The sequence below is a fragment of the Pseudonocardia sp. C8 genome, assembly GCF_014267175.1.
Lineage (GTDB): Bacteria > Actinomycetota > Actinomycetes > Mycobacteriales > Pseudonocardiaceae > Pseudonocardia.
Window position 1 is genome coordinate 365,139 of the sequence record NZ_JACMTR010000002.1, and the last position, 24,276, is coordinate 389,414.

At 74.6% G+C, this 24,276-nt stretch carries 21 protein-coding genes; 8 read left to right on the forward strand and 13 right to left on the reverse strand.

Annotated features, from left to right (window positions below; all coding sequences use genetic code 11):
* Positions 1 to 76: 76 nt before the first annotated feature.
* Positions 77 to 661 (reverse strand): hypothetical protein, encoded by a 585-nt coding sequence (locus tag H7X46_RS02410; RefSeq protein ID WP_186357837.1) that lies wholly within the window; start codon positions 659 to 661, stop codon positions 77 to 79.
* 76 nt (positions 662 to 737) lie between these two features.
* Here H7X46_RS02410 and H7X46_RS02415 point away from each other — a divergent pair, with 76 nt between their 5' ends.
* Together H7X46_RS02415 and H7X46_RS02420 are read left to right on the forward strand one after the other, a co-directional pair.
* Positions 738 to 1,223 carry a GNAT family N-acetyltransferase gene (locus H7X46_RS02415; RefSeq protein ID WP_222131172.1) on the forward strand — a complete coding sequence of 162 codons (486 nt, stop codon included), beginning with the start codon at positions 738 to 740 and terminating at the stop codon, positions 1,221 to 1,223.
* 83 nt (positions 1,224 to 1,306) lie between these two features.
* A complete protein-coding gene (locus tag H7X46_RS02420; RefSeq protein ID WP_186357838.1) occupies positions 1,307 to 1,747 on the forward strand; it encodes a VOC family protein in 441 nt (146 codons plus the stop codon).
* Positions 1,748 to 1,760: 13 nt separating this feature from the next.
* On the opposite strand, the gene H7X46_RS02425 is transcribed toward H7X46_RS02420, so the two are convergent.
* On the reverse strand, positions 1,761 to 2,948 hold the full coding sequence (locus H7X46_RS02425; protein WP_370588571.1) for a methyltransferase domain-containing protein: 1,188 nt from the start codon (positions 2,946 to 2,948) through the stop codon (positions 1,761 to 1,763).
* Positions 2,949 to 3,042: 94 nt separating this feature from the next.
* Between H7X46_RS02425 and H7X46_RS02430 the strand changes: the two genes are divergently transcribed.
* Together H7X46_RS02430 and H7X46_RS30485 are read left to right on the forward strand one after the other, a co-directional pair.
* Positions 3,043 to 4,266, forward strand: a complete 1,224-nt coding sequence (locus H7X46_RS02430) for an MFS transporter (RefSeq protein WP_186357840.1) — start codon at positions 3,043 to 3,045, stop codon at positions 4,264 to 4,266.
* Positions 4,267 to 5,056: 790 nt separating this feature from the next.
* A complete protein-coding gene (locus tag H7X46_RS30485; RefSeq protein WP_186357841.1) occupies positions 5,057 to 5,827 on the forward strand; it encodes a glycoside hydrolase family 16 protein in 771 nt (256 codons plus the stop codon).
* A gap of 4 nt (positions 5,828 to 5,831) precedes the next feature.
* On the opposite strand, the gene H7X46_RS02440 is transcribed toward H7X46_RS30485, so the two are convergent.
* Positions 5,832 to 6,188: a tetratricopeptide repeat protein gene (locus H7X46_RS02440; protein WP_186357842.1), complete on the reverse strand. Its 357-nt coding sequence runs from the start codon at positions 6,186 to 6,188 to the stop codon at positions 5,832 to 5,834.
* A 147-nt stretch (positions 6,189 to 6,335) separates the two neighbouring features.
* Between H7X46_RS02440 and H7X46_RS02445 the strand changes: the two genes are divergently transcribed.
* On the forward strand, positions 6,336 to 7,709 hold the full coding sequence (locus tag H7X46_RS02445) for a glycosyltransferase family 2 protein (RefSeq protein ID WP_186357843.1): 1,374 nt from the start codon (positions 6,336 to 6,338) through the stop codon (positions 7,707 to 7,709).
* Between the two features lie 96 nt (positions 7,710 to 7,805).
* On the opposite strand, the gene H7X46_RS02450 is transcribed toward H7X46_RS02445, so the two are convergent.
* The 3 genes from H7X46_RS02450 to H7X46_RS02460 form a co-directional block, all read right to left on the reverse strand.
* A complete protein-coding gene (locus tag H7X46_RS02450) occupies positions 7,806 to 9,029 on the reverse strand; it encodes an amidohydrolase (protein WP_186357844.1) in 1,224 nt (407 codons plus the stop codon).
* Positions 9,030 to 9,147: 118 nt separating this feature from the next.
* A complete protein-coding gene (locus H7X46_RS02455; protein WP_186357845.1) occupies positions 9,148 to 9,894 on the reverse strand; it encodes a TIGR02206 family membrane protein in 747 nt (248 codons plus the stop codon).
* Positions 9,895 to 9,901: 7 nt separating this feature from the next.
* On the reverse strand, positions 9,902 to 10,858 hold the full coding sequence (locus H7X46_RS02460; RefSeq protein ID WP_186357846.1) for a DUF808 domain-containing protein: 957 nt from the start codon (positions 10,856 to 10,858) through the stop codon (positions 9,902 to 9,904).
* Between the two features lie 169 nt (positions 10,859 to 11,027).
* On the opposite strand from H7X46_RS02460, the gene H7X46_RS02465 reads away from it, so the two are divergent.
* Positions 11,028 to 12,377 carry a glycoside hydrolase family 140 protein gene (locus H7X46_RS02465; RefSeq protein ID WP_186357847.1) on the forward strand — a complete coding sequence of 450 codons (1,350 nt, stop codon included), beginning with the start codon at positions 11,028 to 11,030 and terminating at the stop codon, positions 12,375 to 12,377.
* A gap of 28 nt (positions 12,378 to 12,405) precedes the next feature.
* Here H7X46_RS02465 and H7X46_RS02470 read toward each other — a convergent pair whose 3' ends face one another.
* Together H7X46_RS02470 and H7X46_RS02475 are read right to left on the reverse strand one after the other, a co-directional pair.
* Entirely contained in the window at positions 12,406 to 13,017 is a 612-nt protein-coding gene (locus H7X46_RS02470; RefSeq protein ID WP_186357848.1) for a protein-L-isoaspartate O-methyltransferase, read from the reverse strand.
* On the reverse strand, positions 13,014 to 13,253 hold the full coding sequence (locus H7X46_RS02475; protein ID WP_186357849.1) for a hypothetical protein: 240 nt from the start codon (positions 13,251 to 13,253) through the stop codon (positions 13,014 to 13,016). Before H7X46_RS02475 ends, H7X46_RS02470 begins: the two co-directional genes overlap by 4 nt.
* Positions 13,254 to 13,397: 144 nt before the next feature.
* On the opposite strand from H7X46_RS02475, the gene H7X46_RS02480 reads away from it, so the two are divergent.
* Positions 13,398 to 15,341, forward strand: coding sequence for an aconitate hydratase (locus H7X46_RS02480; protein ID WP_186357850.1), 1,944 nt, complete (start codon positions 13,398 to 13,400; stop codon positions 15,339 to 15,341).
* Between the two features lie 28 nt (positions 15,342 to 15,369).
* Here H7X46_RS02480 and H7X46_RS02485 read toward each other — a convergent pair whose 3' ends face one another.
* The 5 genes from H7X46_RS02485 to H7X46_RS02505 are packed head-to-tail and all read right to left on the reverse strand — an operon-like array spanning position 15,370 to position 22,362.
* Positions 15,370 to 17,145 carry an acyclic terpene utilization AtuA family protein gene (locus H7X46_RS02485; RefSeq protein ID WP_186357851.1) on the reverse strand — a complete coding sequence of 592 codons (1,776 nt, stop codon included), beginning with the start codon at positions 17,143 to 17,145 and terminating at the stop codon, positions 15,370 to 15,372.
* On the reverse strand, positions 17,142 to 17,954 hold the full coding sequence (locus H7X46_RS02490) for a TIGR03084 family metal-binding protein (protein WP_186357852.1): 813 nt from the start codon (positions 17,952 to 17,954) through the stop codon (positions 17,142 to 17,144). Before H7X46_RS02490 ends, H7X46_RS02485 begins: the two co-directional genes overlap by 4 nt.
* Position 17,955: 1 nt before the next feature.
* A complete protein-coding gene (locus H7X46_RS02495; RefSeq protein WP_186357853.1) occupies positions 17,956 to 18,717 on the reverse strand; it encodes an enoyl-CoA hydratase/isomerase family protein in 762 nt (253 codons plus the stop codon).
* A gap of 1 nt (position 18,718) precedes the next feature.
* On the reverse strand, positions 18,719 to 20,752 hold the full coding sequence (locus H7X46_RS02500) for a biotin carboxylase N-terminal domain-containing protein (protein ID WP_186357854.1): 2,034 nt from the start codon (positions 20,750 to 20,752) through the stop codon (positions 18,719 to 18,721).
* Positions 20,753 to 20,760: 8 nt separating this feature from the next.
* Positions 20,761 to 22,362 carry an acyl-CoA carboxylase subunit beta gene (locus tag H7X46_RS02505; protein ID WP_186357855.1) on the reverse strand — a complete coding sequence of 534 codons (1,602 nt, stop codon included), beginning with the start codon at positions 22,360 to 22,362 and terminating at the stop codon, positions 20,761 to 20,763.
* 246 nt (positions 22,363 to 22,608) lie between these two features.
* Here H7X46_RS02505 and H7X46_RS02510 point away from each other — a divergent pair, with 246 nt between their 5' ends.
* Positions 22,609 to 24,276: an AMP-binding protein gene (locus tag H7X46_RS02510; protein WP_186357856.1), complete on the forward strand. Its 1,668-nt coding sequence runs from the start codon at positions 22,609 to 22,611 to the stop codon at positions 24,274 to 24,276.

The following is a 24,276-nucleotide window of genomic DNA, read 5'->3' on the forward strand; positions in this document are numbered from 1 at the left end:
GCGTGTCGCGACGAGTGGACCCTTCGTGGGACGGAGCGCCACCCGCTCGTGGCAGGGCTGATCAGCGACCGGCCGCTCAGGAGCTGGTGAGCACGACGCCGGCGTGCTCCCGGGGGCGCCCGGCCGCGGCGAGCGCCTCCTCGGCCCGGCGCCACGTCTGCCGGTACGGCGCGTAGAGCGGCCAGTCCGCCCGGGCCCGCAGCCGCTCCTCCCGGGCGGCCGGGTCGGCGTCCACCCAGATCGCCAGGGACGTGACCGGGGCCAGCTCCGGCGCGCCGGCTCCGCACCCCTCCAGCACGACGACGGCCGCCGGCGGCCGCGCGCGGACCGGCCCGGGCCGGTCGTGCTCCCAGTCCCACGACGTCCAGCGCAGCGTCGTCCCGGCGGCCAGCGGGTCGCCGATCCCGCGCCGGGCCAGCCCGGGGACCCGGTGCAGGCCGTCCCAGCCGGGGCACAGGTCCTCGATCTCCAGCAGCGGCGCGGCCAGCTCCCGTGCCAGCTCGCGGGCCCGGGTCGACTTCCCGGCCCCGGAGAAGCCGTCGACGGTGACGAGCCGGTTCCCGGCCGGCCCGGCCGGCGCCGCACGCACCAGCTCGGCCACCCGCCGCTCCCACCCCGGGCGTGCGGGCAGGACCTCGACCTTCTCCTGACGCACGGCCACCGGGCGACCGTGGCACGACCGGCGAGCCCCGGCAATCCGCTCGCGCTCCGGGCGGGCCCGGGCCAGGCTGACCACCGTGGAGGTGCACCTCACCCCGCTGGACGTCGCCGGGCTGGGCGAGCTGCTCGAGGCGGCGGTCGCCGGCGCGGATCCGGCCGAGGTGATGCCGGCGCCGCCCGGCGCGACCTGGGACGGCGACCGGCGGGCCGGGTTCCTCGCCTTCCACCGCGAGCGCGGGCTGGCACCCGATCCGGTCGAGCGCACCTGGGTGATCCGGGTCGACGGCCGCGCCGCCGGGGCACTGCGGCTGGAGCCGGGGCCGGCAGGTGCCGAGCTCGGGATCTGGCTCGGCCGCACCCACCGTGGTCGCGGTGTCGCCGTCCGCGCGGTCCGGGCCCTGCTCGCCGACCGGTCCGTGGTCGCGCCCGGCGCGCCGCTCGTCGCCCGGACGACCGCGGCCAACACGGGCGCGCTCGCCCTGCTGCGCGCGCTCGGCGCGGTGACGGCACCGGGCACGGACGGGGCCGTGACGGCGCGGCTGCGCACCGACGATCATCGTTGAGGGTCCCGCCGGTGGACAGCGGGGCGGATCCATCTGTTGACTGTGCCGCGGACGACGACGGCCGGAGGGGGAGAAGCGCGCCGATGGGTTCGGGCATCGAACGACCGGGGGTCACCGGGTTCCACCACGTGTCGGCGGTCGTCACCGACGTGGAGTCCAGCGCCACCTGGTACCAGCGCGTCCTCGGTCTGCAGCGGCTGCCGATGACCTTCCCGCACCACGACGCCGGCGGCGGCGACCCCGACAAGGCCGCCCTGCTCCTCGAGTCGGCCACCGGCGTCATGATCGAGCTGCACGCCCCCGCCGACGGTGACGGCGGCCCGGTGCGCGGCGCGCTGGACCACCTCGCGTTCGGTGTCGCCGACCGCGCCACCCTGGACCAGTGGGCGGCGTGGCTGGACATGCTCTCGATCCCGCACGAGGGCGTCGCCGACCGGACCGACCCGACCGACTACGCGACCCTCGAGTTCCGCGACCCGGACGGGATCGCACTGGAGTTCATCCACTTCCCCGGCCGGGGGTAGGCCCACCCGGCCGTCACGGATCGGTGCAGACCAGGCCCCACGGCCGGTCGTCCACCCGGGTCATGACGACGGTCGCACGCCGCGACCCGCGCCCGCGCAGCTTGCGGGCGAGCGCGTCGACGTCGCCGGCGAGGCCGCGGCGGCGCACGTCGACCGCACCGACGTCGAGCTCGCGCAGCAGCCGGGGCAGCCGCTTCTGGTCCCACGGGCGGGAGTCGAGCACCCGCAGCACCCGGGCGAACGGAGTCGGCGGCGGCTCCTCGTCGCCGGTGAGGAACGCGATGTGCGGGTCGATCCGGGTGGTGCCCGTGCGCCGGGCCAGCTCGGACACCAGCCCGGCCCGGGTGACGGCCGGGTTCGGGTCGAGCAGCCAGCGACCCGGGGCGGTCAGCGGGATCCCGGTGTCCCCGCCGTCGGGGTCCGGGGTGCCGGCGAGCTCCTGCGCGGTCCCGCCCGCGTCCAGCACGGTCGCCCGGGTGCGCGCGGTCGCCAGCGCCGGGGACCACGCCACGGCCTCCTTCAGGTCGCGGCCGAGCGCCAGGAACTCGATCTCCCAGTCCCCGGGGACGGTGTCGTGGCCGATCCCGGGTGCGGCCTTGATCCCGACGGCCCCGGCCCGGCCGGCGAGCTCCAGGCACCAGCCCAGGGGCGGCTCGGAGTCGCCGGTCCGCATCCGCCCGCCTGCGGTGCGCCGGGCCGGGTCGACGAACACGCCGTCCACCCCGGACAGGTCGGCGTCCCGGACGTCGGCGCGGACGGTCCGCACCCGTCCTCCGTGGACGGCGGCGTTGCGTGCGGCCATCCACAGGTGCACCGGGTCGAGGTCGACGGCGGTGACGTCGTGTCCGGGGGCCAGCGCGAGGAGGTCGCCGCCGATACCGCAGCACAGGTCGGTGAGCCGGGTCCGTCCGGCGTAGCGGGCCGCCCGGTGCCGCGCGATCACCTCCGACGACGCCTGCTCCAGCCCGTCGCGGGTGAACCACATCTCACGGGCCCGGGTGAACTTCGCAACGGCCCGGTCCCGCAGCTCGGCGAGGGCCATCGCGTCGGCGACCAGCTCGGCGTCGTGCTCGCGGCGCAACGCGGTACCCAGCCGGAGCGCGGCGGCACCGGAACGGTCGGCGCCCGCCAGCCGTTCCAGCAGTGCGGTGCCCTCGGGCCCGGCGAGCCGCTCCAGCCGGCGGGTGTCCTCGCGATCCACGGTGCCCACCTTCCCCGATGGCGGGGGACCGGGCGCGCACCGGGATCCGGTACGGGCGTACCGTCGTCGGTCGGGTTCGGGTGAAGGAGGCACCGTGGTCGAGCACGACGGCCACGCCTCCGGCGTCCCCGGCGCCACCCGGCTGCCGCGGGAGATCGCCGTCCTGGTCGGGTCGGCGTTCGCGATCGCCATCGGGTTCGGGCTGGTCGCGCCGGTGCTCCCGGCGCTCGCCCGGTCGTTCGACGTCGGGATCACCGCCGCATCCGCGGTGATCAGCGTCTTCGCGCTCTCCCGGCTGGTGTTCGCACCGCTGTCCGGGTCGGTGGTGAGCCGGATGGGCGAGCTGCCGGTGTTCGTGTGGGGACTGGCGGTGGTCGCGCTGACCACCGCGGGGCTGGCGTTCGCGACCGCGTACTGGCAGCTCCTCGCGTTACGGCTGGTCGCGGGCGTCGGCTCGACGATGTTCACGATCTCCGCGGTGTCGCTGCTGGTCCGGCTGGCGCCGCCGCACCTGCGCGGGCGGGCGACGAGCCTGTGGGCCACCGGCTTCCTGCTCGGCAACATCGGGGGCCCGCTGCTCGGCGGGAGCCTGGCCGCGGTCGACGTCCGCGCGCCGTTCCTCGTGTACGCCGGGCTCCTCGTGCTGGTGATCGTCGTCGGTGGGCCGATGCTGCGCCGCCCGCCGGGCCCGGCCGACGACGGCAGGCCGCCGCCGCGGACCCGGTTCCGGGACGCCGTGCGCGGGCGCGCCTACCAGGCGTCGCTGATCGGGAACTTCGCGAACGGCTGGGCCGTGTTCGGCGTCCGGATCGCCCTGGTGCCGCTGGTGGTGGTCGAGGCGCTGGGTCGCGACGACACGTTCGGCGGGATCGCGCTGTCGGTGTTCGCGGTCGGGAACGCGGCGACCCTGCTGCTGGCGGGGCGGCTGGCCGACCGGTCGGGCCGGCGGCCGCCGCTGATCACCGGGCTCGCCGTGTCCGGGCTCGCCACCGGGGTGCTCGGCTACACGGACTCGCCGTGGCTGTTCCTGGCGCTGTCGCTGGTCGCCGGCCTCGGGAGCGGCCTGGTGAACCCGCCGCTGAACGCCGCGGTCGCCGACGTGATCGGGGCGCGGGCCACCGGGGGCTCCGTCCTCGCCGGGTTCCAGATGGCCGCCGACCTCGGCGCGATCACCGGTCCGCTGGTCGCCGGGATGCTCGCGGAAGGGCTCGGTTACGGGCCGGCCTTCGCCGTGACCGGTGCGCTGTCGCTGGTGGCGATGGTCGTGTGGTGGCGGGCGCCGGAGACGCTGCCCGCTCCGGGACCGTCTCCACGCTGACCTCCGCACCGACCTCCGCACCCGCCCGGGCCGTGTCCCCCCGAACGCTCACGGGACCCGGCAATGCGCACGCGATCGGGTGAGCAGTTCCCGACTCGGTGAGCGCGCCGGGTGCGGCGCCGCGTCGGCAGGCGGTCGGTACCCGGTCAGGTGTGGCGACCCCACCATCGAGTGGATCATGTGGTCACCGTGCACGGTGCGCTCCTAATGTCCCCCATATCGGACAAGCTGGACACGGACGGGGCGGGGCTGGGCCATGGGGATCGGACTGGCACGACGCACGGTGATCGGCACGGCGGTGATCGTCATGGTGGGCGGGTTCGCCTGCACCGGTGCGGCCGCCCCTGCCGCTGCGGCGTTCCCCGCGCCCGGAGGCTCCGCCGGCGCATCGGTGTCCGCCGCGCCCCCGGGAGCGGACCCCCTCGCCGACCCGGCGCCCACCCCGCCGTCGCCGGCCGCCCCGGCCACGGCACGAGATCCGGTACCCCCGCCGGTGCCACCCTCGGAGGGCCCCACGACCTCGCCCGCCGAGGATCCGGCTGCCGCGCCCGCGGAGGATCCCGCAGCCGCGCCCGCGGAGAATCCTGCGGCTGCGCCCGCGCCGCCCGGCCCTGCCGCTGCGGCCGCGTCGGATCCTGCTGCTCCTGCACCGGACCCTGCCGCACCCGCACAGGGCCCTGCCGCACCCGCGCAGGACCCCGCCGCTCCTGCGCCGGATCCTGGTTCGCCCACACCGGACCCTGCCGCTCCCGCCCCGGACCCTGCCGCTCCCGCCCCGGACCCCGCCGCGGTGCCCGCGGAGGATCCCGCCGATCCGTCCGCCCGCCCCGCCGACCAGCGGGTCCCCCGGCCCGGCGCCCCCACCGCGGCGGAGCGCCACGGCTGGGGAACGCCGCTGCCGGCGTCGGACGAGTTCGACTACACCGGACCGCCGGACCCGGCGCGGTGGCACCACGCCGGCGAGTGCTGGCCGGGGCACGCCGGCAACGGCGGGCGCTGCGCCAGCAGGTCCACCGTGGACGGTACGAAGCTCGTGCAGACCGGGCTGGCCGACGGCGACTCGGCCTGGGTCGCGTCCCGCCTGGACCAGCAGTACGGCCGCTGGGAGGCCCGGGTCCGATCCGAGGGGACCGGCCCCGACAACGGCCGCCGGTACCACCCGTTGCTCATCATCTGGCCGTCCTCCGACCGCTGGCCGGAGGACGGCGAGTACGACTTCCTCGAGAACGGGGCGCCCGGCGAGCCGTGTGCCGAGGCGTTCATCCACTACCCGCACGGGCGCGGCCCGGTCCAGCAGGAGTTCGTCCGCGAGACCGACTGCGGCGCACCGCTGTCCGAGTGGCACAACGTCGCGATCGAATGGACCCCGGACCACATCAAGGGCTTCATCGACGGCGACGAGTGGTTCAGCTTCTCCGGCGGCGCGCTGGGCAGCCGTCGTGACATCCAGGCCATGCCCTCGGGCCACCTGACGATCCAGCTCGACAACTTCTTCGGCGGGAACATGCAGCCGGCGACCTACGAGGTCGACTGGGTCCGCATCTACGACCTCGACGGCTGACCGTTCAGGGGTCGGTGACGCCCATCGCGGCGGCCAGCCGCAGATGCGGCGCGGCCTCGTCGTGCCGGGACCGTCGCTGCAGCGTGCGCCCGAGCAGCAGGTGCGCGTAGCCGTCGGACGGGGCCACGTCCAGCAGCGCGCGGAGCTCCGTCTCGGCCCGGCCGAGCTGGGCCGAGTGGTAGTACGCGCGGGCCAGCAGCAGCCGGATCGCCGTCGCGGCCGGCTGCTCGGTGACGAGCTCGGCGAGCACCCGGGCGGCGGCGACGTGGTCGCCGGAGTCGAACAGGTACGTCGCCCGCTCCCAGCGGTCGGCCGGGGCCGAGGCGTCACCGGTCGTCCAGGGCAGGGCGTCGAGGTGCATCGGGCGGTCTCCTTCCGCGACGTCCGCAGGGCCGTGCCCGGCGGACATCCACGCAACGGTGCGCGGGCGCGGCCCATTCCGAGGCCCCGCGACGGCGGCCGGCCGTGTCTCAGCGTGGTCACAGGAGCGATTCGGACCATGGTCGGCATGGCCACGAATCCGGACGAACCGACCTGGGTGGGCGAGCTGGACCGGCTCGACGTCACCCGTGACCTGGAGGTCGCCCCGAGGTTCGGCGCCGCACGGCTGCTGGTGACGGTCGGGGGGACCCCGCAGGGGCAGGTCACGGTGCCGCTGCGGCGCGGCCGCGCCACGGTCGCCGACCTGGAGGCCGCCGTCGCACCGCTGGGCCCGGTGGGTGACGTCGACCCGGCCCCGGTCTCGGACGACCCGGTCACCGTCGTGATCGCGACCCGGAACCGCCCCGAGTCCCTCGCCCGGTGCGTGCGTGCGGTGCTGGCGTCCGACCATCCGGCACTGTCGGTGATCGTCGTCGACAACGACCCGGACGACGAGCGCACCGAGCTCGCCGTCGTCGCGCTCGACTCGCCGCGGGTCCGCTACGTGCGGGAACCGCGGCGGGGTGCCTCGGCCGGGCGCAACCGCGGGCTCGCCGAGGCCCGCACCGGGATCGTCGCCTTCACCGACGACGACACCGAGGTCGACGCCGGCTGGGCGTCGCGCATCGCCGGCGCGTTCGCCGCCGACCCGGAGCTCGCATGCGTGTCCGGGCCGGTGCTGGCGGCCCGGCTGGGCAGCCCCGAGGAGCGGGCCGCGGACGTCGCGCTGGCCTGGAACAAGGGCTTCGTCCCGCGCCGGTTCTCGCTGGCGGAGCCGCCGGCCGACTCCGCGATCTTCCCGTTCGCGCCCGGCCTGTTCGGCATCGGCGCCAACCTGGCGGTGCGGGCGACCGCGGCCCGCTCGGTCGGCGGGTTCGACGAGGCCATGGGCCCGGGCACGCCGACCCACGGCGGTGAGGACTGCGAGTTCCTGGTGCGGATGGTGCTGGCCGGGCACGTCCTGGGCTACGTCCCGGGCGCCTACCTGTGGCACCACCACCGCCCGGACCAGGAGGCGCTGGCCTCGCAGCTGGAGGGTTACGCGGTCGGCCTCGGCGGCTTCCTGACCAAGGTCGCGCTGTCGCCGCAGGGCCGGTCCACGGCGCTGCGGCGGCTGCCCGCGGCCGTCACCCGGCTGCGGCACATCTCCGAGCGCGAGGCCGGCGCGGGCGATGCCCTGCCGGCCGCCGGTGCGCTCCAGCGGGGCACCCGGCTGGCCCGTGGCGGCTGGGCGTACCTGCGGTACGCGCGTCTGCTGCGGCGCAACGGCGGTGCGGTGCCACCGATGCTCCTGCCGCGCCGGAACAGCACCGTGCCGGGACACGTCTTCCGGGCCGCCCACCCGGACCGCGATCCCGCTCCGGGGGCGGACCCTGCCCCGGGGGCCGACCGGGACGCTGCCCCGGAACCGGCGATCGTGCCGGCCCCGCGGCCCGCGGAGGCCGCCGCGGTCGTGAGCTGACCTGCCCCCGGATGTGGGGACTCATGGAGCTTCAGTCCCGTCGCACAGGACCAAAGCTCCATGAGTCCCGACGGGGGTGGGCGCATCGGGTGACCGTCATGCCGGCAGCCATTCCCGGGCGGCCGCGACCAGCGCCGCGACACCCGTCGACAGGGTCGGTTCGATCACCGGCGCGTAGCGTGGCGAGTGGTTCGACGGCAGGTCCGCGACCCGGTGCCGGATCTCGTCGGCCGAGGAACATCCCGCGAACCCGGCCGGGTCCGCCCCGCCGAGCAGCCAGTACACGCACGGCGCCCCGGCCGCCGTCGCGAACCGGCCGACGTCCTCGCTGCCGGTGACCGGGCCCGGGTCGACGACCGGCAGGGTCGTCACCGTCGCCAGCGCGCCACGGGTCCGCTCCACGGCGTCGGCGTCGTTGAGCACGGGCGGGAACGACTCGACGATCCGGATCTCCGGTTCCTCCGGCGCCCCGGACGCCGACGCCTCGCCCCGCACGATCCGCTCGATCGCGGCGAGGACCCGGTCCCGGACGGGTGCCGTGTAGCTCCGCACGGTCAGCCCCAGCTCGGCGGAGTCCGGGATGATGTTCTCCTTCGTCCCGGCCCGCAGCAGGCCGACGCTGATCACCGCGGTCTCGGTGGCCGGCACCTCGCGGGAGACCACGGTCTGCAGCCGCAGCACGGTCGCCGCCGCCAGCACCACCGGGTCCACGGTGGTCTCCGGGCGGGACCCGTGCCCGCCGGAGCCGTGCAGGGTCACCCGGATCGTGTCGCTGGCGGCGAACGCCGGCCCGGCGGTCACGGCGAGCATCCCGGCGGGCAGCGGGGCGACGTGCTGGCCGAGCACGACGTCCGGGGTCCCGAACCGGCCGAACAGGTCGTCGTCGAGCATGGCGTCCGCGCCCGCGCCTGCCTCCTCGGCGGGCTGGAACACGACCAGCAGCGTCCCGCGCCAGCGCTCCGGTGTGGACGCCAGCTCGGCCGCGGCCCCGACCAGGCAGGTGACGTGCATGTCGTGCCCGCAGGCGTGCGCGACGGCGGTCTCCTCGCCCTCGCGACCGGTGGCGCGCACGGTGCTGGCGTAGTCGAGGCCGGTGTCCTCGGCGACCGGGAGCGCGTCCATGTCGGCGCGCAGCAGCACCGTCGGGCCGGCACCGTTGCGCAGGACGCCGACGACCCCGGTCCCGCCGACGCCCTCGGTCACCCGGTACCCGGCATCACGCAGCCGGGCGGCGGCGATCGCGGCAGTGCGGGTCTCGGCGAACGACAGCTCGGGGTGGCGGTGCAGGTCGCGGTAGAGGTCCGCGAGATCGGGACTCACCCCTCGAACCTAGGACACGCCCCGGTGCGACGCTGCCGGAGCCGGGTGAGAACCCGGGTGATCGACGGTTGTGGAGTGTGGCGTTCGCGAGGCGAGCGCTGCACTCCACAACCGGCGATCATCGTGGGGTCGGTGGTGCGGGCGGCGTGGCGTCCGCCCGGTCCCGCCGGCGCACCCACGGCCAGGTGATCAGGCTCCAGCCGGCGACGACGAGCACGAACTCCACCGCGACGTACCACGGCCACGGCCCGAGCAGGTCCAGCAGCGACGGGTTGTCCGGCTTCCGGTTGAGGAACCCGTAGTTGGTGCCCGCGACGGCGTTGAACACCACCGTCACCGCCGCCCAGGCCGCCGTGACCCCGAGCGTGGTCCACATCCCGCGCCAGGTCGGGCGGATGCCCGCGCCCCAGGTGAGCACGACGGCCACCCAGGTCAGGAACAGGTGCTGTCCCCAGAAGGAGACGAAGTCGACGTGCGGGAAGTCGGGCGCGTCCAGCGCCGGCGTGAGCATGGCCTGCGGGGTCAGGGTCAGGCCCCAGTAGTAGGTGGCCGCGCACGCCCACCGGCGGCCGGACCACAGCGCGTACGCGGCGACGACCCAGGCGAGATCGGACAGCTGCAGCGGCAGCGAGAACTCGAGGTTCCAGTGCGCGGGGGTCAGGCGCCGGACCTGCAGCGGGATGTGGAAGGCGAGGATCGCGACGGCGAGCCCCCTGGCGAACGTCGTCGCCGCGGGCCGGCCGCGGAGCCGGCGGGCGACCAGGACGAGCAGCACGCCCACGACGGCCCCGACACCGAGCGCCCACCAGTGCGTGGCGCCGTAGGGCACGAAGACGTCCGGCGCGGTACCCCCGGGCACGCTCATCGCCGGGTCAGGCGTGCGCCGTGCCCTTCCGCCGCTTCGGGATCAGGTGCATGAGCGCCACGACGAGCGCACCCACGACGATCCCGAGGATCGCCGAGCCGACCGTGTTCGTCAGCCAGCCGAGGAAGCCGCCGAGCGCGCCGGTGGCGTCGTGCACGAGCACCTCGAGGTGGTGCACGAACGCGTACGGCGGGTGGAAGCCCAGCTCGTCGATGCCGACGAGCAGGATGTGCCCGCCGACCCAGAGCATCGCCGCGATCCCGACGACCGACAGGGTCGTGAGCACGATCGGCATGGCCCGCACCAGCCCGCGTCCGACCGTGCTCACCGCGCCCGTGCCGCGGGCGGCGAGCGCGAGGCCCAGGTCGTCCATCTTCACGATCAGCGCGACCACGCCGTAGACCAGCACCGTGATCGCGACGGCGACGAGCGCCAGGATGAGCGCGCGCGGGACGAAGCCCTGCGAGGCGACCTCGTTCAGCGCGATGACCATGATCTCGGCGGAGAGGATGAAGTCGGTCCGGACCGCCCCGGCGACGACCGTCTTCTCGTGCTCCGCCGGCTCGGTGGCCGCGTGCTCGTCCTGTTCCTCCGGTGCGGGTTCGTGCCCGGCGAGCTTCTCCCAGATCTTCTCCGCGCCCTCGTAACACAGGTAGATGCCGCCCAGCATGAGGATCGGGGTCAGCAGCCACGGGGCGAACTGGCTCAGCAGCAGGGCGACCGGGAGGATGATCAGCAGCTTGTTGCGGAGCGAGCCCTTCGCGATCCGCCAGATGATCGACAGCTCGCGCTCGGGCTTGAGCCCGTGCACGTACCGCGGGGTGACGGCCGCGTCGTCGACGACCACGCCCGCGGCCTTCGTCCCGGCGCGCCCGGCCGCACCGGCGATGTCGTCCAGCGAGGTGGCGGTCAGCCGGACGAGCGCCGCGACGTCGTCGAGCAACGCGAACAGGCCGCCGCTCACCAGGTCACCGTCCGTCGCAGGGCCGAATCCGTGGTCCGCACGGAGGAAAGCCTAGAGGCTGCCCGTCGGGCGCCGACACCACACGGACGAGACGGGCGAAATGTCCGCTCGCGGGTCCGGTGGCCGGTAGCTTCGAGACGATCATGACCGGGAGTCGTACGGAGGGCACATGCCAGGCCCGACACCGAGCCACACCGGACGGACCCTGCGAGCGCTGGGCCTCGCGGCGGCGCTCGCCGTCCTCGCGGCGGCGTGCGTGACCGGGGCCGGCACGCCGGGCCCCGCCGAGCCGCCCGGGCCGGCCGAGCCACCCGCCGTGCCCGCACCGCCGCGGCTGGAGACCGACGGCCGGTTCTTCACCGCAGGCGGGAAGCCGTTCTTCTGGCTGGGCGACACGGCGTGGGCGCTGCTGGGCAAGCTGGACCGCGACGAGACGCTCCGCTACCTCGACGCCCGCCGGGCGCAGGGCTACAACGTGATCCAGACGGTGGCGATCTTCCCGCAGGGCGGGGCACGGCGGCCGGTCAGCGGGGACGTGAGCACCGCCGAGAAGCACGGTGCGTTCTGGGATCACGTCGACTTCGTCATCGACGCCGCCGCACAGCGCGGCATGTACCTGGCGATCCACCCGGTCTGGGGTGACGACCAGACCGGCTCCGTGGTCGACGAGGGCAACGCCGAGGAGTACGGCCGCTTCCTGGGCGAGCGGTTCGGCGGCCGGTCCAACATCACCTGGACCCTCGGCGGGGACCACCCGGCCGACGGCGAGGAACGGCTGTGGGGCAACCTCGCGAAGGGGCTCGACGCCGGCGGCGCCACCCAGCTGAAGACCTACCACCCGCAGGGCGACCAGAGCTCCGCCCAGTGGTTCGCCGGCGCGGAGTGGCTGGACTTCCACATGATCCAGGGCGGGCACTGCCTGCGGTACGCGAGCCGGCAGAAGCTCGTCGACACCACCTACGCCGCGAAGCCGGTCAAGCCGTTCGTCGACGGCGAGCCGATCTACGAGGACCACCCGTACTGCTGGAAGCCGGAGAAGGGCTTCTCCACTGCCCAGGACGTCCGCCGGGACGCCTACTGGGCCGTCCTCGGCGGCGCAGCCGGGCACACCTACGGCGCCCACGCGGTGTGGCAGTTCAACGACGGCGGGAGCGGGGAGCTGGGTGCCCGGGGAAGCTGGACCGACGCCCTGAAGCTCCCGGCGGGCGGCCAGATGGCCCACCTGCGGGACCTGATGACGTCGTTGCCGTTCACCCGGGGGACGCCGGACCAGTCGGCGATCACGTCGGAGGCCGGGTCCGGGAAGGACCGGATCGTGGCCAACCGGGCCTCCGACGGGTCCTACCTGCTGGTGTACACGCCGTCCGGGCGCGGGTTCTCGCTGGCCCCGGCCGCGACCGCGGGCAAGCCGCGGGCCGAGTGGTTCGACCCGCGGACCGGGAAGTCCCGGCCGGCGCCCCCGGCGCAGCGGTACGAGCCGCCGACGGACGAGGACTGGGTGCTCGTGCTGCGGCGGTGACGGCTTACACGGTCCTGCACGGTCCTGCCTAGTCCCGCGTGCCGCGGACCAGCGGCACGAACGTCACCTCCGCCAGCCCCACCGACTCGCCGTGCTGGTAGCGCACCAGCGTGCCGACCCGGTCGTCGCCGACCGGGCAGACCAGCACCCCGTCCGGGGTCAGCGCGCCGACCAGCTCGGTCGGCAGCCTGCTCTGGGCCAGCGCCGTCACGACGATGCCGTCGAACGGGCCGAGCTCCCCGGCCAGCTCGAGGCCGTCCCCGGTGCGGACGTCGACGGTGGGTGCGATCTCGGACAGGATCGTGCCGGCCCGCCGGGCGAGCTCGGCGTCGCGTTCGACGGTGACCACCTGGCCGACGCAGCGGGCGAGCACCGCGGCGGCGTAACCGGAGCCGGTCCCGATCTCCAGCACCCGCCCGTCGGTCAGCGGGCCGAGCGCGGCGATGCTGCGGGCCACGATCCACGGCGAGGAGATGGTCTGGCCGCGGCCGATGGGGAGCGCGATGTCGTGGTAGGCCCGCTCCTCGTCACCGGGGGCGACGAACAGGTGCCGCGGCACCTCGGCGACGGCCGCCAGCACCCGTTCGTCGGTGATGCCCTGGCGCCGCAGGTCGGCGACCAGGTCCGCCTGGACCCTCATGCCCGGTCGACCACCGCCGTCGTCTCGGCCCCGCCCCGGCTCGCGCAGTGCGCGCAGCAGAAGTAGCTGCTGCCGCTCTGCACCCCGTGACCGACGATGGTGCAGCCACAGTGCTCGCAGCGGGGCGCGACCTGGTGGATCGCGCACTCGAAGCTGTCGAACGTGTGCACCCCGCCGTCGAGGCGGACCTCGAAAGCCCGGTCGAAGTCGTTGCCGCAGACCTCGCACACCGCCATCAGTGGACCTCCTTCATCGGGTTGGCGCCACGGGCGGGTACCCGATGCCCGGGCGTTGATGCACGCGCGCGCATGCGTGCGCCCGGGGTAACCGCCGGGCGGGCCGGGTATCCCCCGGGGAGGCACGACGTGGGGAGGGCTCTCATGACGGCACGCACCCTGACCCGCCGGCTCGTCGACGAGCACCTGGTCGGCGGCGAGCCGGTACCCGGCCGGGAGATCGCGCTGCGGATCGACCAGACGCTGACCCAGGACGCCACCGGCACCCTGGTGATGCAGGAGCTGGAGGCGCTGGGGTTGGACCGGGCGCGCACCGGCGTGAGCGTCCAGTACGTCGACCACAACCTGTTGCAGGCCGACGAGCGCAACGCCGAGGACCACGAGTTCCTGCGCACGGCCGCCCGGCGGTTCGGGCTGTGGTACTCCAAACCGGGCAACGGCGTCTCGCACCCCACGCACATGCAGCGGTTCGGGAAGCCGGGCGAGACGATGGTCGGCTCGGACTCGCACACCTGCGCGGCCGGGTCGCTGGGCATGCTCGCGATCGGGGTCGGCGGGCTGGAGGTCGCCCTCGCGATCGCCGGCGAGCCGCTCCACCTGCGGATGCCCGAGGTCTGGGGCGTCCGGCTGACCGGCGAGCTGCCGCCGTGGGTGTCGGCCAAGGACGTGGTGCTGGAGATGCTGCGCCGGCACGGTGTCGGCGGCGGGCGGAACCGGGTGATCGAGTACCACGGTCCCGGCCTGGACGGGCTGACCGCGATGGACCGGCACGTGATCGCGAACATGGGCGCCGAGCTGGGCGCGACCACCAGCGTCTTCCCGGCCGACGACCGGGTGGCGGAGTTCCTGCGCGCCGAGGGCCGCGCCGGTGACCACCGCCCGCTGGCCGCCGACGACGGCGCCACCTACGACGTCACCGACGAGATCGACCTGTCCACGTTGGAGCCGCTGATCGCGCGGCCGTCCTCGCCGGGCAACGTGGTGCCGGTCCGCGAGGTCGCCGGCGAACCCGTCGGGCAGGTCGTGATCGGGTCCTCGGCCAACCCCGGACTGCGCGACTTCGCCGTGGCCGCGGCGATCGTGCGGGGCCGCCAGACCGCGGACGCCGTCAGCTTCGACGTCAACCCGTCGTCGCGGGAGATCCTGTCCGACCTGACCCGGATGGGCGCGACGTTCGACCTGATCGCGGCCGGGGCCCGGATCCACCAGGCCGGATGCATGGGCTGCATCGGCATGGGGCAGGCACCGGCGACCGGTCACAACTCGCTGCGGACCTTCCCGCGCAACTTCCCGGGCCGCTCCGGCACGCGGGAGGACGCGGTCTGGCTCTGCTCACCGGAGACCGCGGCGGCGTCCGCCCTGACCGGGGTGATCACCGACCCGCGCCGGCTCGCCGAGGAGCTCGGCCTCGACCCCCGGCTCGACCTGCCCGCCGACGCGAGCGTGAACACGCAGATGCTCGTCGCGCCACCGCCGCCGGAGGAGGCCCGCCGCCAGGAGCTCGTCCGCGGGCCCAACATCTCGGCGCTGCCGGACCTCCCGCCGCTGCCCGACACGCTGGACCTGCCGGTGCTGCTGGCCATGGGGGACGACGTCTCGACCGACGAGATCTCCCCGGCCGGGGCCGCCGCGCTGCCGTACCGGTCCAACATCCCGGAGCTGGCCGCGTTCACCTTCACCCGGATCGACGAGACCTACCCGCAGCGGGCCCGCGAGACCGGTCCGCACGCCGTCGTCGCCGGGGACAACTACGGGCAGGGTTCGTCCCGCGAGCACGCCGCCATCACCCCGCGCCACCTCGGGCTCGCCGTGGTCGTGGCCCGGTCCTACGCGCGCATCCACTGGCAGAACCTGGCCAACTTCGGCGTGCTGGCGCTCGAGTTCGCCGACCCCGCGGACCGGGACCGGATCGGGCCGGGCACGGTGCTGCACCTGAGCGGGCTGCACGGGCTGGCGGACACCGACCGGATCACCGCCACCGACGACGAGGGCAACCGGTTCGAGCTGACCCACCGGCTGTCCGCGCGGCAGGTCGAGGCCGTCCTCGCCGGCGGCATCATCCCGGAGCTGGCCCGCCCGAAACGATGAACGGGGGCGCCGGGCTACCCGGCGCCGCTCAACCCTCCAGCAGCGCGACCGGCACGTCGACGAGCCTGCTGCGCAGGTACTCGCCCAGCCCCTTGGCCTGCGGGTCCGGCCGGGTCGCGGACGCGACCCCGGCGCCGAGGAGGCCGACCACCACGACGTTCACCGCCCGCAGGTTGGGCAGCTCGTAGCGGCGGATCTCCAGGCCGGCAGCCTCGGGGAGGAGCTCGCGGACCTTCCCGGCGGTGAGCAGGGTGCGCAGCCAGGCGTACTCGGCGTCGGTGCGGGTCCAGAGGCCGATGTTGGCGTTGCCGCCCTTGTCCCCGGAGCGGGCCCCGGCGATCTCGCCGAGCGGCAGCCTGCGGGTCGGGCCGGTCGCCGGGGACGCCGCTGCGGGGTCCGGCTCCGGGGCCGCGGGCAGCGGGGCCGTGACCGGGCCGTGCGGGATCGTCCGCACGGTGCCGTCGGGCAGCGTGACCTGGTGGGTCACCTCCGCGGCCGGGACGAGCGTGGGCCAGTACACCCCGTAGGCGCTCTCGCCCGACGGCGGGGTGGTGGTGTGGAAACCCGGGTAGCCGCCCAGGGCGAGCTCCATGGTGGTGTTGGAGAACGCCCGCCCCACCTTGGACCGGTCGGGATCCTTGACGGTCACCCGGAGGTGCGCGGTGGCCTCGGCGTTGGTGGGGGCGTCGGGGTGGTCGAAGCGCAGCAGCTGGACGTCGAACCCGGCGAAGCGGTCCCGCCCGCCGAGCAGCTCGACGAGCTGCTGCTCGGCCCAGGCGGCCTTCTCCTCGATCCGGGTCCCGGTGAGCACGAGGGTCATCGTGTTGCGGTAGCCGCCCTCGTAGTTGAGCGCGACCTTGAGCTGGTCGGTGGGCGGGCTGCCGCGGGTACCGGAGATCCGGACCCGGTGCGGGCCGTCCTGGTCGAGGGTCACGGTGTCGAAGTGCGCGACCGCGTCCGGGCCCGGGTAGGCGGGTTCGGCGATCTCGTAGAGCAGCTGGGCGGTGACGGTGCCGACCGAGACCAGCCCACCGGTGCCGTCGTGCTTGGTGATCACCGAGGAGCCGTCGGCCTCGACCTCGGCGATCGGGAAGCCGGGGTAGCGGCGGTCGGTGATCTCGTCGAAGAAGGCGTAGTTGCCGCCGGTCGCCTGCGGGCCGCACTCGATGACGTGGCCGGCCGCCATCGCGCCGGCGATCGCGTCGTGGTCGGTCGGGGACCAGCCGTGCCACCAGGCGGCGGGGCCGACGACCACCGACGCGTCGGTGACCCGCCCGGTGACGACGATGTCGGCGCCGGCGCGCAGCGCCTCGGTGATGCCCCACGCGCCGAGGTAGGCGTTCGCGGTGACCGGGGTGACGCCGGCGTCGGCGAGGGGGCGGCCGGTGTCGAGGTGGGCCAGCGGGTGCCCGGCGGCCTGCAGGTCGTCGAGCCGGTCGACGAGGTCGTCGCCGTGCACGTGGGCGATCCGGGGCGCGAGCCCGAGCCGCGCGGCCAGCTTCCCGAGGTCGGTGGCCAGCCCGGCCGGGTTGAGCCCACCGGCGTTGGAGACGATCGTGATGCCGCGGTCCAGGCAGGTGCCGAGGACGTGCTCGACCTGGGTGAGGAAGGTCCGGGCGTAGCCGCCGTCCGGGTCCTTCCGCCGGGCCTTCCACAGGATGAGCATGGTCAGCTCGGCGAGGTAGTCCCCGGTCAGGACGTCGATCGGCCCGCCCTCGACCATCTCCCGGGCGGCGGCGATCCGGTCGCCGTAGAAGCCCGAGCAGTTCCCGATCCGGACGGCGCGGCGGGGCTCGGCGGTCATGTGCGTCCTCCCGCGGGCGGCACGGCACCGGGGGCCCGGCCGGGACCGGGGGTACCGGCGAAGGCCTGGGCGATCGAGATCCACTCGGTGGCGACCGGCCCGGTGACCTGCAACGCCGTGTCGGAGACGTGCCGGCGCTGGGTGACGGTCAGGCAGAAGTCGAGTGCGGGCCCGGTCACCCGGTCGGCCGCGTCCGCGGGTCCCCACTCCCAGCGCGCACCGGAGGGCGCGTCGAGCTCGACCCGCACCGGCGTGTCCGGCACGGGCCGGCCGTTGAGGGTGAAGGCGAAGCCCGCGGTCCGCACGCCCAGGTGGGCGACGTGCCGGAGCCGGTCGGTGGGTTCGCGCAGGATGCCGAGGGCGTCGGCGACGTCCTGGCCGTGCGCCCAGGTCTCCATCAGCCGCGCGGTCACCGAGGACAGCGCGCTCATGTCGGGCCCGTACCAGGGCAGCCGGGTGCGGGGCTCGATCCCGCGGAAGGTGTCGACGAGCGCGGTGCGCGCCCGGGCGAACCAGTCCCGCACCGCCCCGGCCCCCAGCCCGGCGTGCTCGGCGGCCACCTGGTCGGGGAAGTCGTCGCCGCGCCCGGCGAGCGCGGCGGCCTCCCGGCGGAAGGCCTCCGGGTCGGTCGCGGCCAGGGTGGCGGTCTCGTCGAAGTACGCGAGGTGGGTGAGCTGGTCGCGGATGCTCCAGCCCTCCGCCGGGGTGGCCGCCGCGATGCCGGTGTCGTCGAGGCCGGCGACGAGGGCCTGCAGCACCCGGGACTCGGCGACCAGGTCGTCGAGGACCTGGTCCATGGACACGCCCATCTCAGACCCCCTGCCAGACCGGGGTGCGCTTCTCCCGGAAGGCCAGCGGGCCCTCCTGGGCGTCCCGCGACCGGTAGACCGGTTCCCAGATCTCCTCGGCCCGGTCGTAGGCCTCGGCCCGCGGGTGGCTCGCGGACAGGTAGGCGGTCCGCTTCGCGGCGAGCACCGACAGCGGCGCGTTCGCCGCGATCCGCTCGGCCAGTGCCTGGGTGTGCGCGTGCAGCTCGGCGAGCGGGACGACGTCGTTGACGAGGCCGTACCGCCGGGCCCGCTCCGCGTCGACCGGGTCGCCGGTCAGCAGGATCTCCATCGCGATGCGCGGCGGGACCAGCCAGGACAGCGGCGCCGCCCACGGCGCGCCGCGGCCGAGCTTCACCTCGGACACCGCGAACCGGGCGTGGTCGGCGGCGACGACGAGGTCGCACTGCTGGGCGAGCAGGAACCCGCCGCCGTAGGCGATGCCGTTGACGGCGGCGATGGTCGGTTTCGGCACGTCGATGTTGCGGCCCGGCTGGGGCAGGAAGTCCGGCGGCGGCACCTGCAGCGCGGTCTCGTTCATCTCCTTCAGGTCGCCGCCGGCGCAGAACGCCGTGTCCCCGGCGCCGGTGAGCACGAGGACCCGGGCCTCGGCGTCGTCGTTGAACCGGCGGACGCCGTCGAACAGTCCGTCCCGGACGGCCCTGCTCAGCGCGTTGCGCGCCTCCGGACGGTCGATGGTCAGCCAGGCGACGCCGCGGTGCACCTCGTAGGTCACGGGAGTCATCTCAGCCCTCCTGTTCCTCGATGACGGCCAGGACGTCGCCGGTGTCGACGGTCCGGCCCGGGGCCACGGACAGCTCGGCGACGGTGCCGGCGACGGGGGCCCGGACCGCGTGCTCCATCTTCATGGCCTCGAACACGACGATCACCGCGCCCTCCTCGACGTGCTGGCCGGCCTGCGCGGCGACCCGGACGACGGTGCCGGGCATGGGCGCGAGCAACGACCCCGGCGCGGCGTCGAGGCCGGGTTCGGGGAGCCGCGGCCGCTCGACCAGCGCGGTGGCGCCCAGCACGCTGTCGACGTGGAAGGTGTCGCCGACGTGGTGCACCCGGATCGTGCGGCGCACGCCCCCGACGCGCAGGTCGACGCCGTGCGCGTCGGCGCGGAGCACGGCGACGCCGTCCAGGGGGGTGCCGTTCACGGCGGCGTGGACGGTGCCGCGGCCGAACCGGTAGGCCACGTCGACGTCGGTGTCCCCGAGCCGGTACCCGGCGTGCTGGTCCGCGCCCGGCACGTTCCGCCAGCCGGTGGGCACGACCGGCTGGACCCGGGCGGTGGCCCGCCGGGACGCCTGGTCGGCCAGCGCCGCCGCGAGCGCGTGCACGGCGACGGTCGCCTCGTCCGGGGTCCCGACGAGCGCGGCGGGCTCGTGCCGGGTGAGGTAGCCGGTGTCGGTGTGCCCGGCGAGGAACTCCGGCTCCCGCAGGATCGCGACGAGCAGGTCACGGTTCGTGGTGAGGCCGTGGAGCTCGGCCTCGGCCAGCGCGCGGGCCAGCCTGCGGGCCGCCTCGGTCCGGGTGCGGCCGTGCGCGATCACCTTGGCGAGCATCGGGTCGTAGCTGGTGCCGATCACCGAGCCGTCCCGGACACCGGTGTCGACCCGGATCCCGGGCAGGTCCGGGATGTGGAAGCGGTGCAGGGTGCCGGACCCGGGCAGGTAGTCCGCGGCCGGGTCCTCGGCGTAGAGCCGGGCCTCGACGGCGTGCCCGGTGATCCGGGCCTGGCGGACCTCGGCGGGCAGCGGCTCGCCCTCGGCCACCGCGATCTGCAACGCCACCAGGTCGAGCCCGGTGACCTCCTCGGTGACCGGGTGCTCGACCTGCAACCGGGTGTTGACCTCGAGGAAGAAGAACTCGCCGTCGGGTGCCATCACGAACTCGACGGTCCCGGCGCCGGTGTAGCCGATCGCCGCACCGGCGGCGACCGCCGCGTCCCCGAGCCGGCTGCGGAGCGCGTCGTCGACCGCGGGGGAGGGGGCCTCCTCGATGATCTTCTGGTAGCGGCGCTGGATGGAGCACTCGCGTTCGAACAGGTGCACGACCGTGCCGTGGGTGTCGCCGAAGATCTGCACCTCGACGTGGCGCGGGTTCTCCACGAGGCGCTCGAGGAACACCGTGCCGTTGCCGAACGCGGACGCGGCCTCGCGGCGCGCCGCGGTGACCGCGTCGACGATCTCGCCGGCGGAGCGGACGATCCGCATGCCGCGCCCGCCGCCGCCGAAGGCCGCCTTCACCAGCAGCGGGTAGCCGACCCCGTCGGCCATCGCGGTGACAGCAGCGGCGTCGATCTCCCCTGTGCCGATCTCTCCTGTGTCGGTCTCCGCTGTGTCGTCGACGGTCGCGCCGGGGAGCACCGGCACGCCCGCCTTCTCCATCAGCTCCTTCGCGGCGATCTTGGAGCCCATCGCCTCGATGGCGTCGGCGGGCGGGCCGACGAAGACGATCCCGGCCGCGGCGCAGGCCCTGGCGAACTCGGCGCTCTCCGAGAGGAACCCGTATCCGGGGTGGACGGCGTCCGCCCCGGTCAGCCGGGCGGCCTCGATGATCAGGTCGGCCCGCAGGTAGGTGTCCGACGGGGCGGCGCCGGGGAGTCGCACCGCCTCGTCGGCCGCCTCGACGAACGGGGCGTCGGCGTCGGGATCGGAGTGGACGGCGACGGTGGCGATGTCCAGCGCGCGGGCGGAGCGGATGATCCGCTCGGCGATCTCGCCCCGGTTGGCCACCAGGAGCTTGTGGATGGTCGGCTTGTGGGTGGTCACTGTGTCCCTCACATCCGGAAGACGCCGTAGCCGCGCCGGCCGGCGACGGTGTTGGAGTGCGCGGTCGACAGGGCGATCCCGAGCACGGTACGGGTGTCGCGGGGGTCGATCAGGCCGTCGTCGTAGAGCCGGGCAGTGACGAAGAAGGAGTGCGACTCCTCGTCGATCTGGGCCTCGATCGCGGCGCGGGTGCGCTCGTCGGCCTCGGCGTCGAACTCGCGGCCGGCCGCGGCGGCGGACTGCCGGCCGACGATGGACATCACGCCGGCGAGCTGCGCGGCCCCCATCACGGCGAGCCGCGACCCGGGCCAGGCGAACATCAGCCGGGGGTCGTACGCGCGGCCCGACATCCCGTAGTTGCCGGCACCGAACGAGGCGGCGAGGTTGATCGTGATGTGCGGGACCGTGCTGTTGGTCACCGCATTGATCATCTTGGCGCCGTCCTTGATGATCCCGCCCTGCTCGTAGGTCGTGCCGACCATGTACCCGGTGGTGTTCTGCAGGAAGATCAGCGGGGTGTCGGTCTGGTTGGCCAGCTGGATGAACTCCGTGGCCTTCTTCGCCTCCTCGCTGAACAGCACGCCGCGGGCGTTGGCGAGGATGCCGACCGGGTAGCCGTGCACGGACGCCCAGCCGGTGACCAGGCTGGTGCCCCACAGCGGCTTGTACTCGCCGAACCGGGACCCGTCGACCACCCGGGCGATGACCTCGCGGGGGTCGAACGGGACCTTGATGTCCGACGGCGCGATGCCGAGCAGCTCGTCCGGGTCGTACAGCGGCTCGTCGGCGGACAGGGTCGGGCCGGGGCCCAGCTTGTGCCAGTTCAGCTCGGCGACGATCCGGCGGCCGATCCGGATGCAGTCGTGCTCGTCGACGGCGAAGTGGTCGCACAACCCGGAGACCCGGGCGTGCATCGAGGCGCCGCCGAGCTCCTCGTCGTCGGCGTCCTCGCCGGTGGCCATCTTGACCAGCGGGGGCCCGCCGAGGAACACCTTGGCCTGCCGGTCGACCATGACCGCGTAGTCGCACATGCCGGGCACGTACGCGCCGCCTGCCGTGGAGTTGCCGAACACGAGCGCGATCGTCGGGATCGCCATCGACGACAGCTCGGTCAGGTCGTGGAAGATCTTGCCGGCGGGCACGAACAGCTCGGACTGGGTCGGAAGGTCCGCGCCGCCCGACTCCACGAGGTTGATCACGGGGAGCCGGTTGGTGCGGGCGATCTCCAGCGCCCGCAGCACCTTCCGCAGCGAGTACGGGTTCATCGCGCCGCCGCGCACGGTCGGATCGTGCGCGATCAGCATGCACTCGACCCCCGACACCACGCCGATCCCGGTCACCACGGACGCCCCGACCGGGAACTCGGTGCCCCACGCCGCGAGCGTGGAGAGCTCCAGGAAGGCGGCGTCGCGGTCGAGCAGCAGCTCGATCCGCTCCCGGGCGAGCAGCCGTCCGCGGTCGTGGTGGCGCTGCTGGTAGCGCGGGCCGCCGCCGGCGATGGCGGCCCGGACCTGCTCGTCGAGCTCGGCGAGGACCTGCTCGGAGCGCTTCCGGTTGGACAGGTAGGTCTCGTCCGAGGTGTTCAGCGCTGAGCGCAGGACGGTCGGCATGTCGGAACCCTTCGATCGGCTCCAGTGCATCATGGTTCACTAGTGCGGTCCTCGGCAAGAGCATCCTGCCCGGACGTCCGGAGCGGCCCATATCGGGGAAGAATGCACGGGTGGCGGGCTCACGACGAGCGCCGGTCCACCGACCTCCCTCGGCGACAAACGTGAATCGCTGGTGACTAGGGGGTTGTCCTCTGCCCCGCCGCCCGAGATGCTGTGACCCGTCACGCGGACAGCGAGGAGGCTGGTGTGGACGCACTCGGGAACGTCGACGTCACGCGGCTGCGGGGGCGGCGGGCCGTCAACCGCTGGGAGCGAACCTCGGTCGGCGACGTGTTCGAACGGCTGACCTGGAGCTACCCGGACAAGATCGCCATCACCGGCCGCGCCGGCGCGTACGGGGAGGAGCGGTTCGCCTCGGTCACCTACCGGCAGGCCGACGAGATCGCCAACCAGGTCGCGCACGCGCTGGCGGCCCGTGGCCTCGAGCCCGGCGACCGGGTCGTCCTGTTCTGCGAGAACTCCGTGGAGGCGTTCCTCGCGAAGATCGGGATCGCCAAGGCGGGCATGGTGGCCGTGCCGATCAACCCGGCGGTCGCGCCGGACGTCCTGGAGTACCTGATCGACCGGGCCGAGCCCGGGGTGGCGATCGTCGACGCCGAGCTGTGGCCGCGCGCCGAGGCGTCGTTCGCCTCCCGCGGCCTGCCGGTCGCCGCCGCGGTCGCGGTCGGTGGCGTGATTGCGGGCGTCCCGTCGTTCGGCGAGTTCGTCGAGGGCCACGACCGGACCGAACCCGATGTGGAGATCCACGGCGACGACATCTGGCAGCTGCTGTTCACCTCGGGGACCACGGCGATGCCCAAGGGCGTGATGGTCTCCCACAGCGGCAGCCACCTGGCGGCGCTCAACTTCTCGGTCTCGCTGACCCGCCGGCTCCCGGTCGAGGCCGAGCTCGAGGTCGCCACGTTCCTGCCGATGATCTACCACGTCGGTGACCAGATCTTCACGTTCCCGGCGTTCCTCGCGGGTGGCTCGCTGGTCCTCGGGCGCCGGCCCGTCCCGGACCAGGTCGTGGCCGCGGTCGCCGAGGAGCGGCCGACCGCGCTCTGGGCGGGTTCGCCGCAGTTCGTGTCCGCCCTGGTCGGCGAGGCGGACCGGACCGGCGCGGACCTGTCGAGCCTCACCGTGCTCGTGTACGGCTGGGGTGCGCTCGCCCCCGAGGTGTACTCGTCGCTGCAGGACAAGGCGCCCGGGCTCGTCGCGCTCGGCATCTTCGGCCAGACCGAGTCGATCGCCTGCCACCGGTTCTGGCCGCTCGCCTGGCCGGAGGTCCACGAGCGCACCGCGCCCGCGGTCAACTACGTCGGCGTTCCCAGCCCGATGCTGGCCTCCGACGTCGTCGACGAGTCGGGGGCGTCGCTGCGGGACACGCCGCACGTCCCGGGCGAGGCCGTCTACCGGAGCCCGATCGTCACCCCCGGCTACTACCTCGACGAGGAGGCCACGCGCGAGGCCTTCCGCGGCGGCTGGTTCCACTCGGGCGACAGCGTCGCCGTCGACGAGGACGGGCTGCGGATCATGGTCGACCGGTTCAAGGACATCGTGAAGTCCGGCGGGGAGAACGTCTCCAGCCTGCGTGTGGAGTCCGTCCTCCACGGCCATCCCGCCGTCGAGAAGGCCGCGGTCGTCGGCCTGCCGCACGAGCACTGGGGCGAGGCCGTGACCGCCGTCGTGGTGCCGCGGCCCGGTGCCGAACCCGACGAGGCCTCGATCCTCGCGCACTGCCGGGACCGGCTCGGCGGGTACGAGACCCCCAAGGCCGTCGTGTTCACCGACGCCCTTCCCGAGACGGTCGGCGGGAAGGTCCTCAAGTACAAGCTGCGCCAGCGGCACGCGGACCTCTTCGAGAAGGCCTGA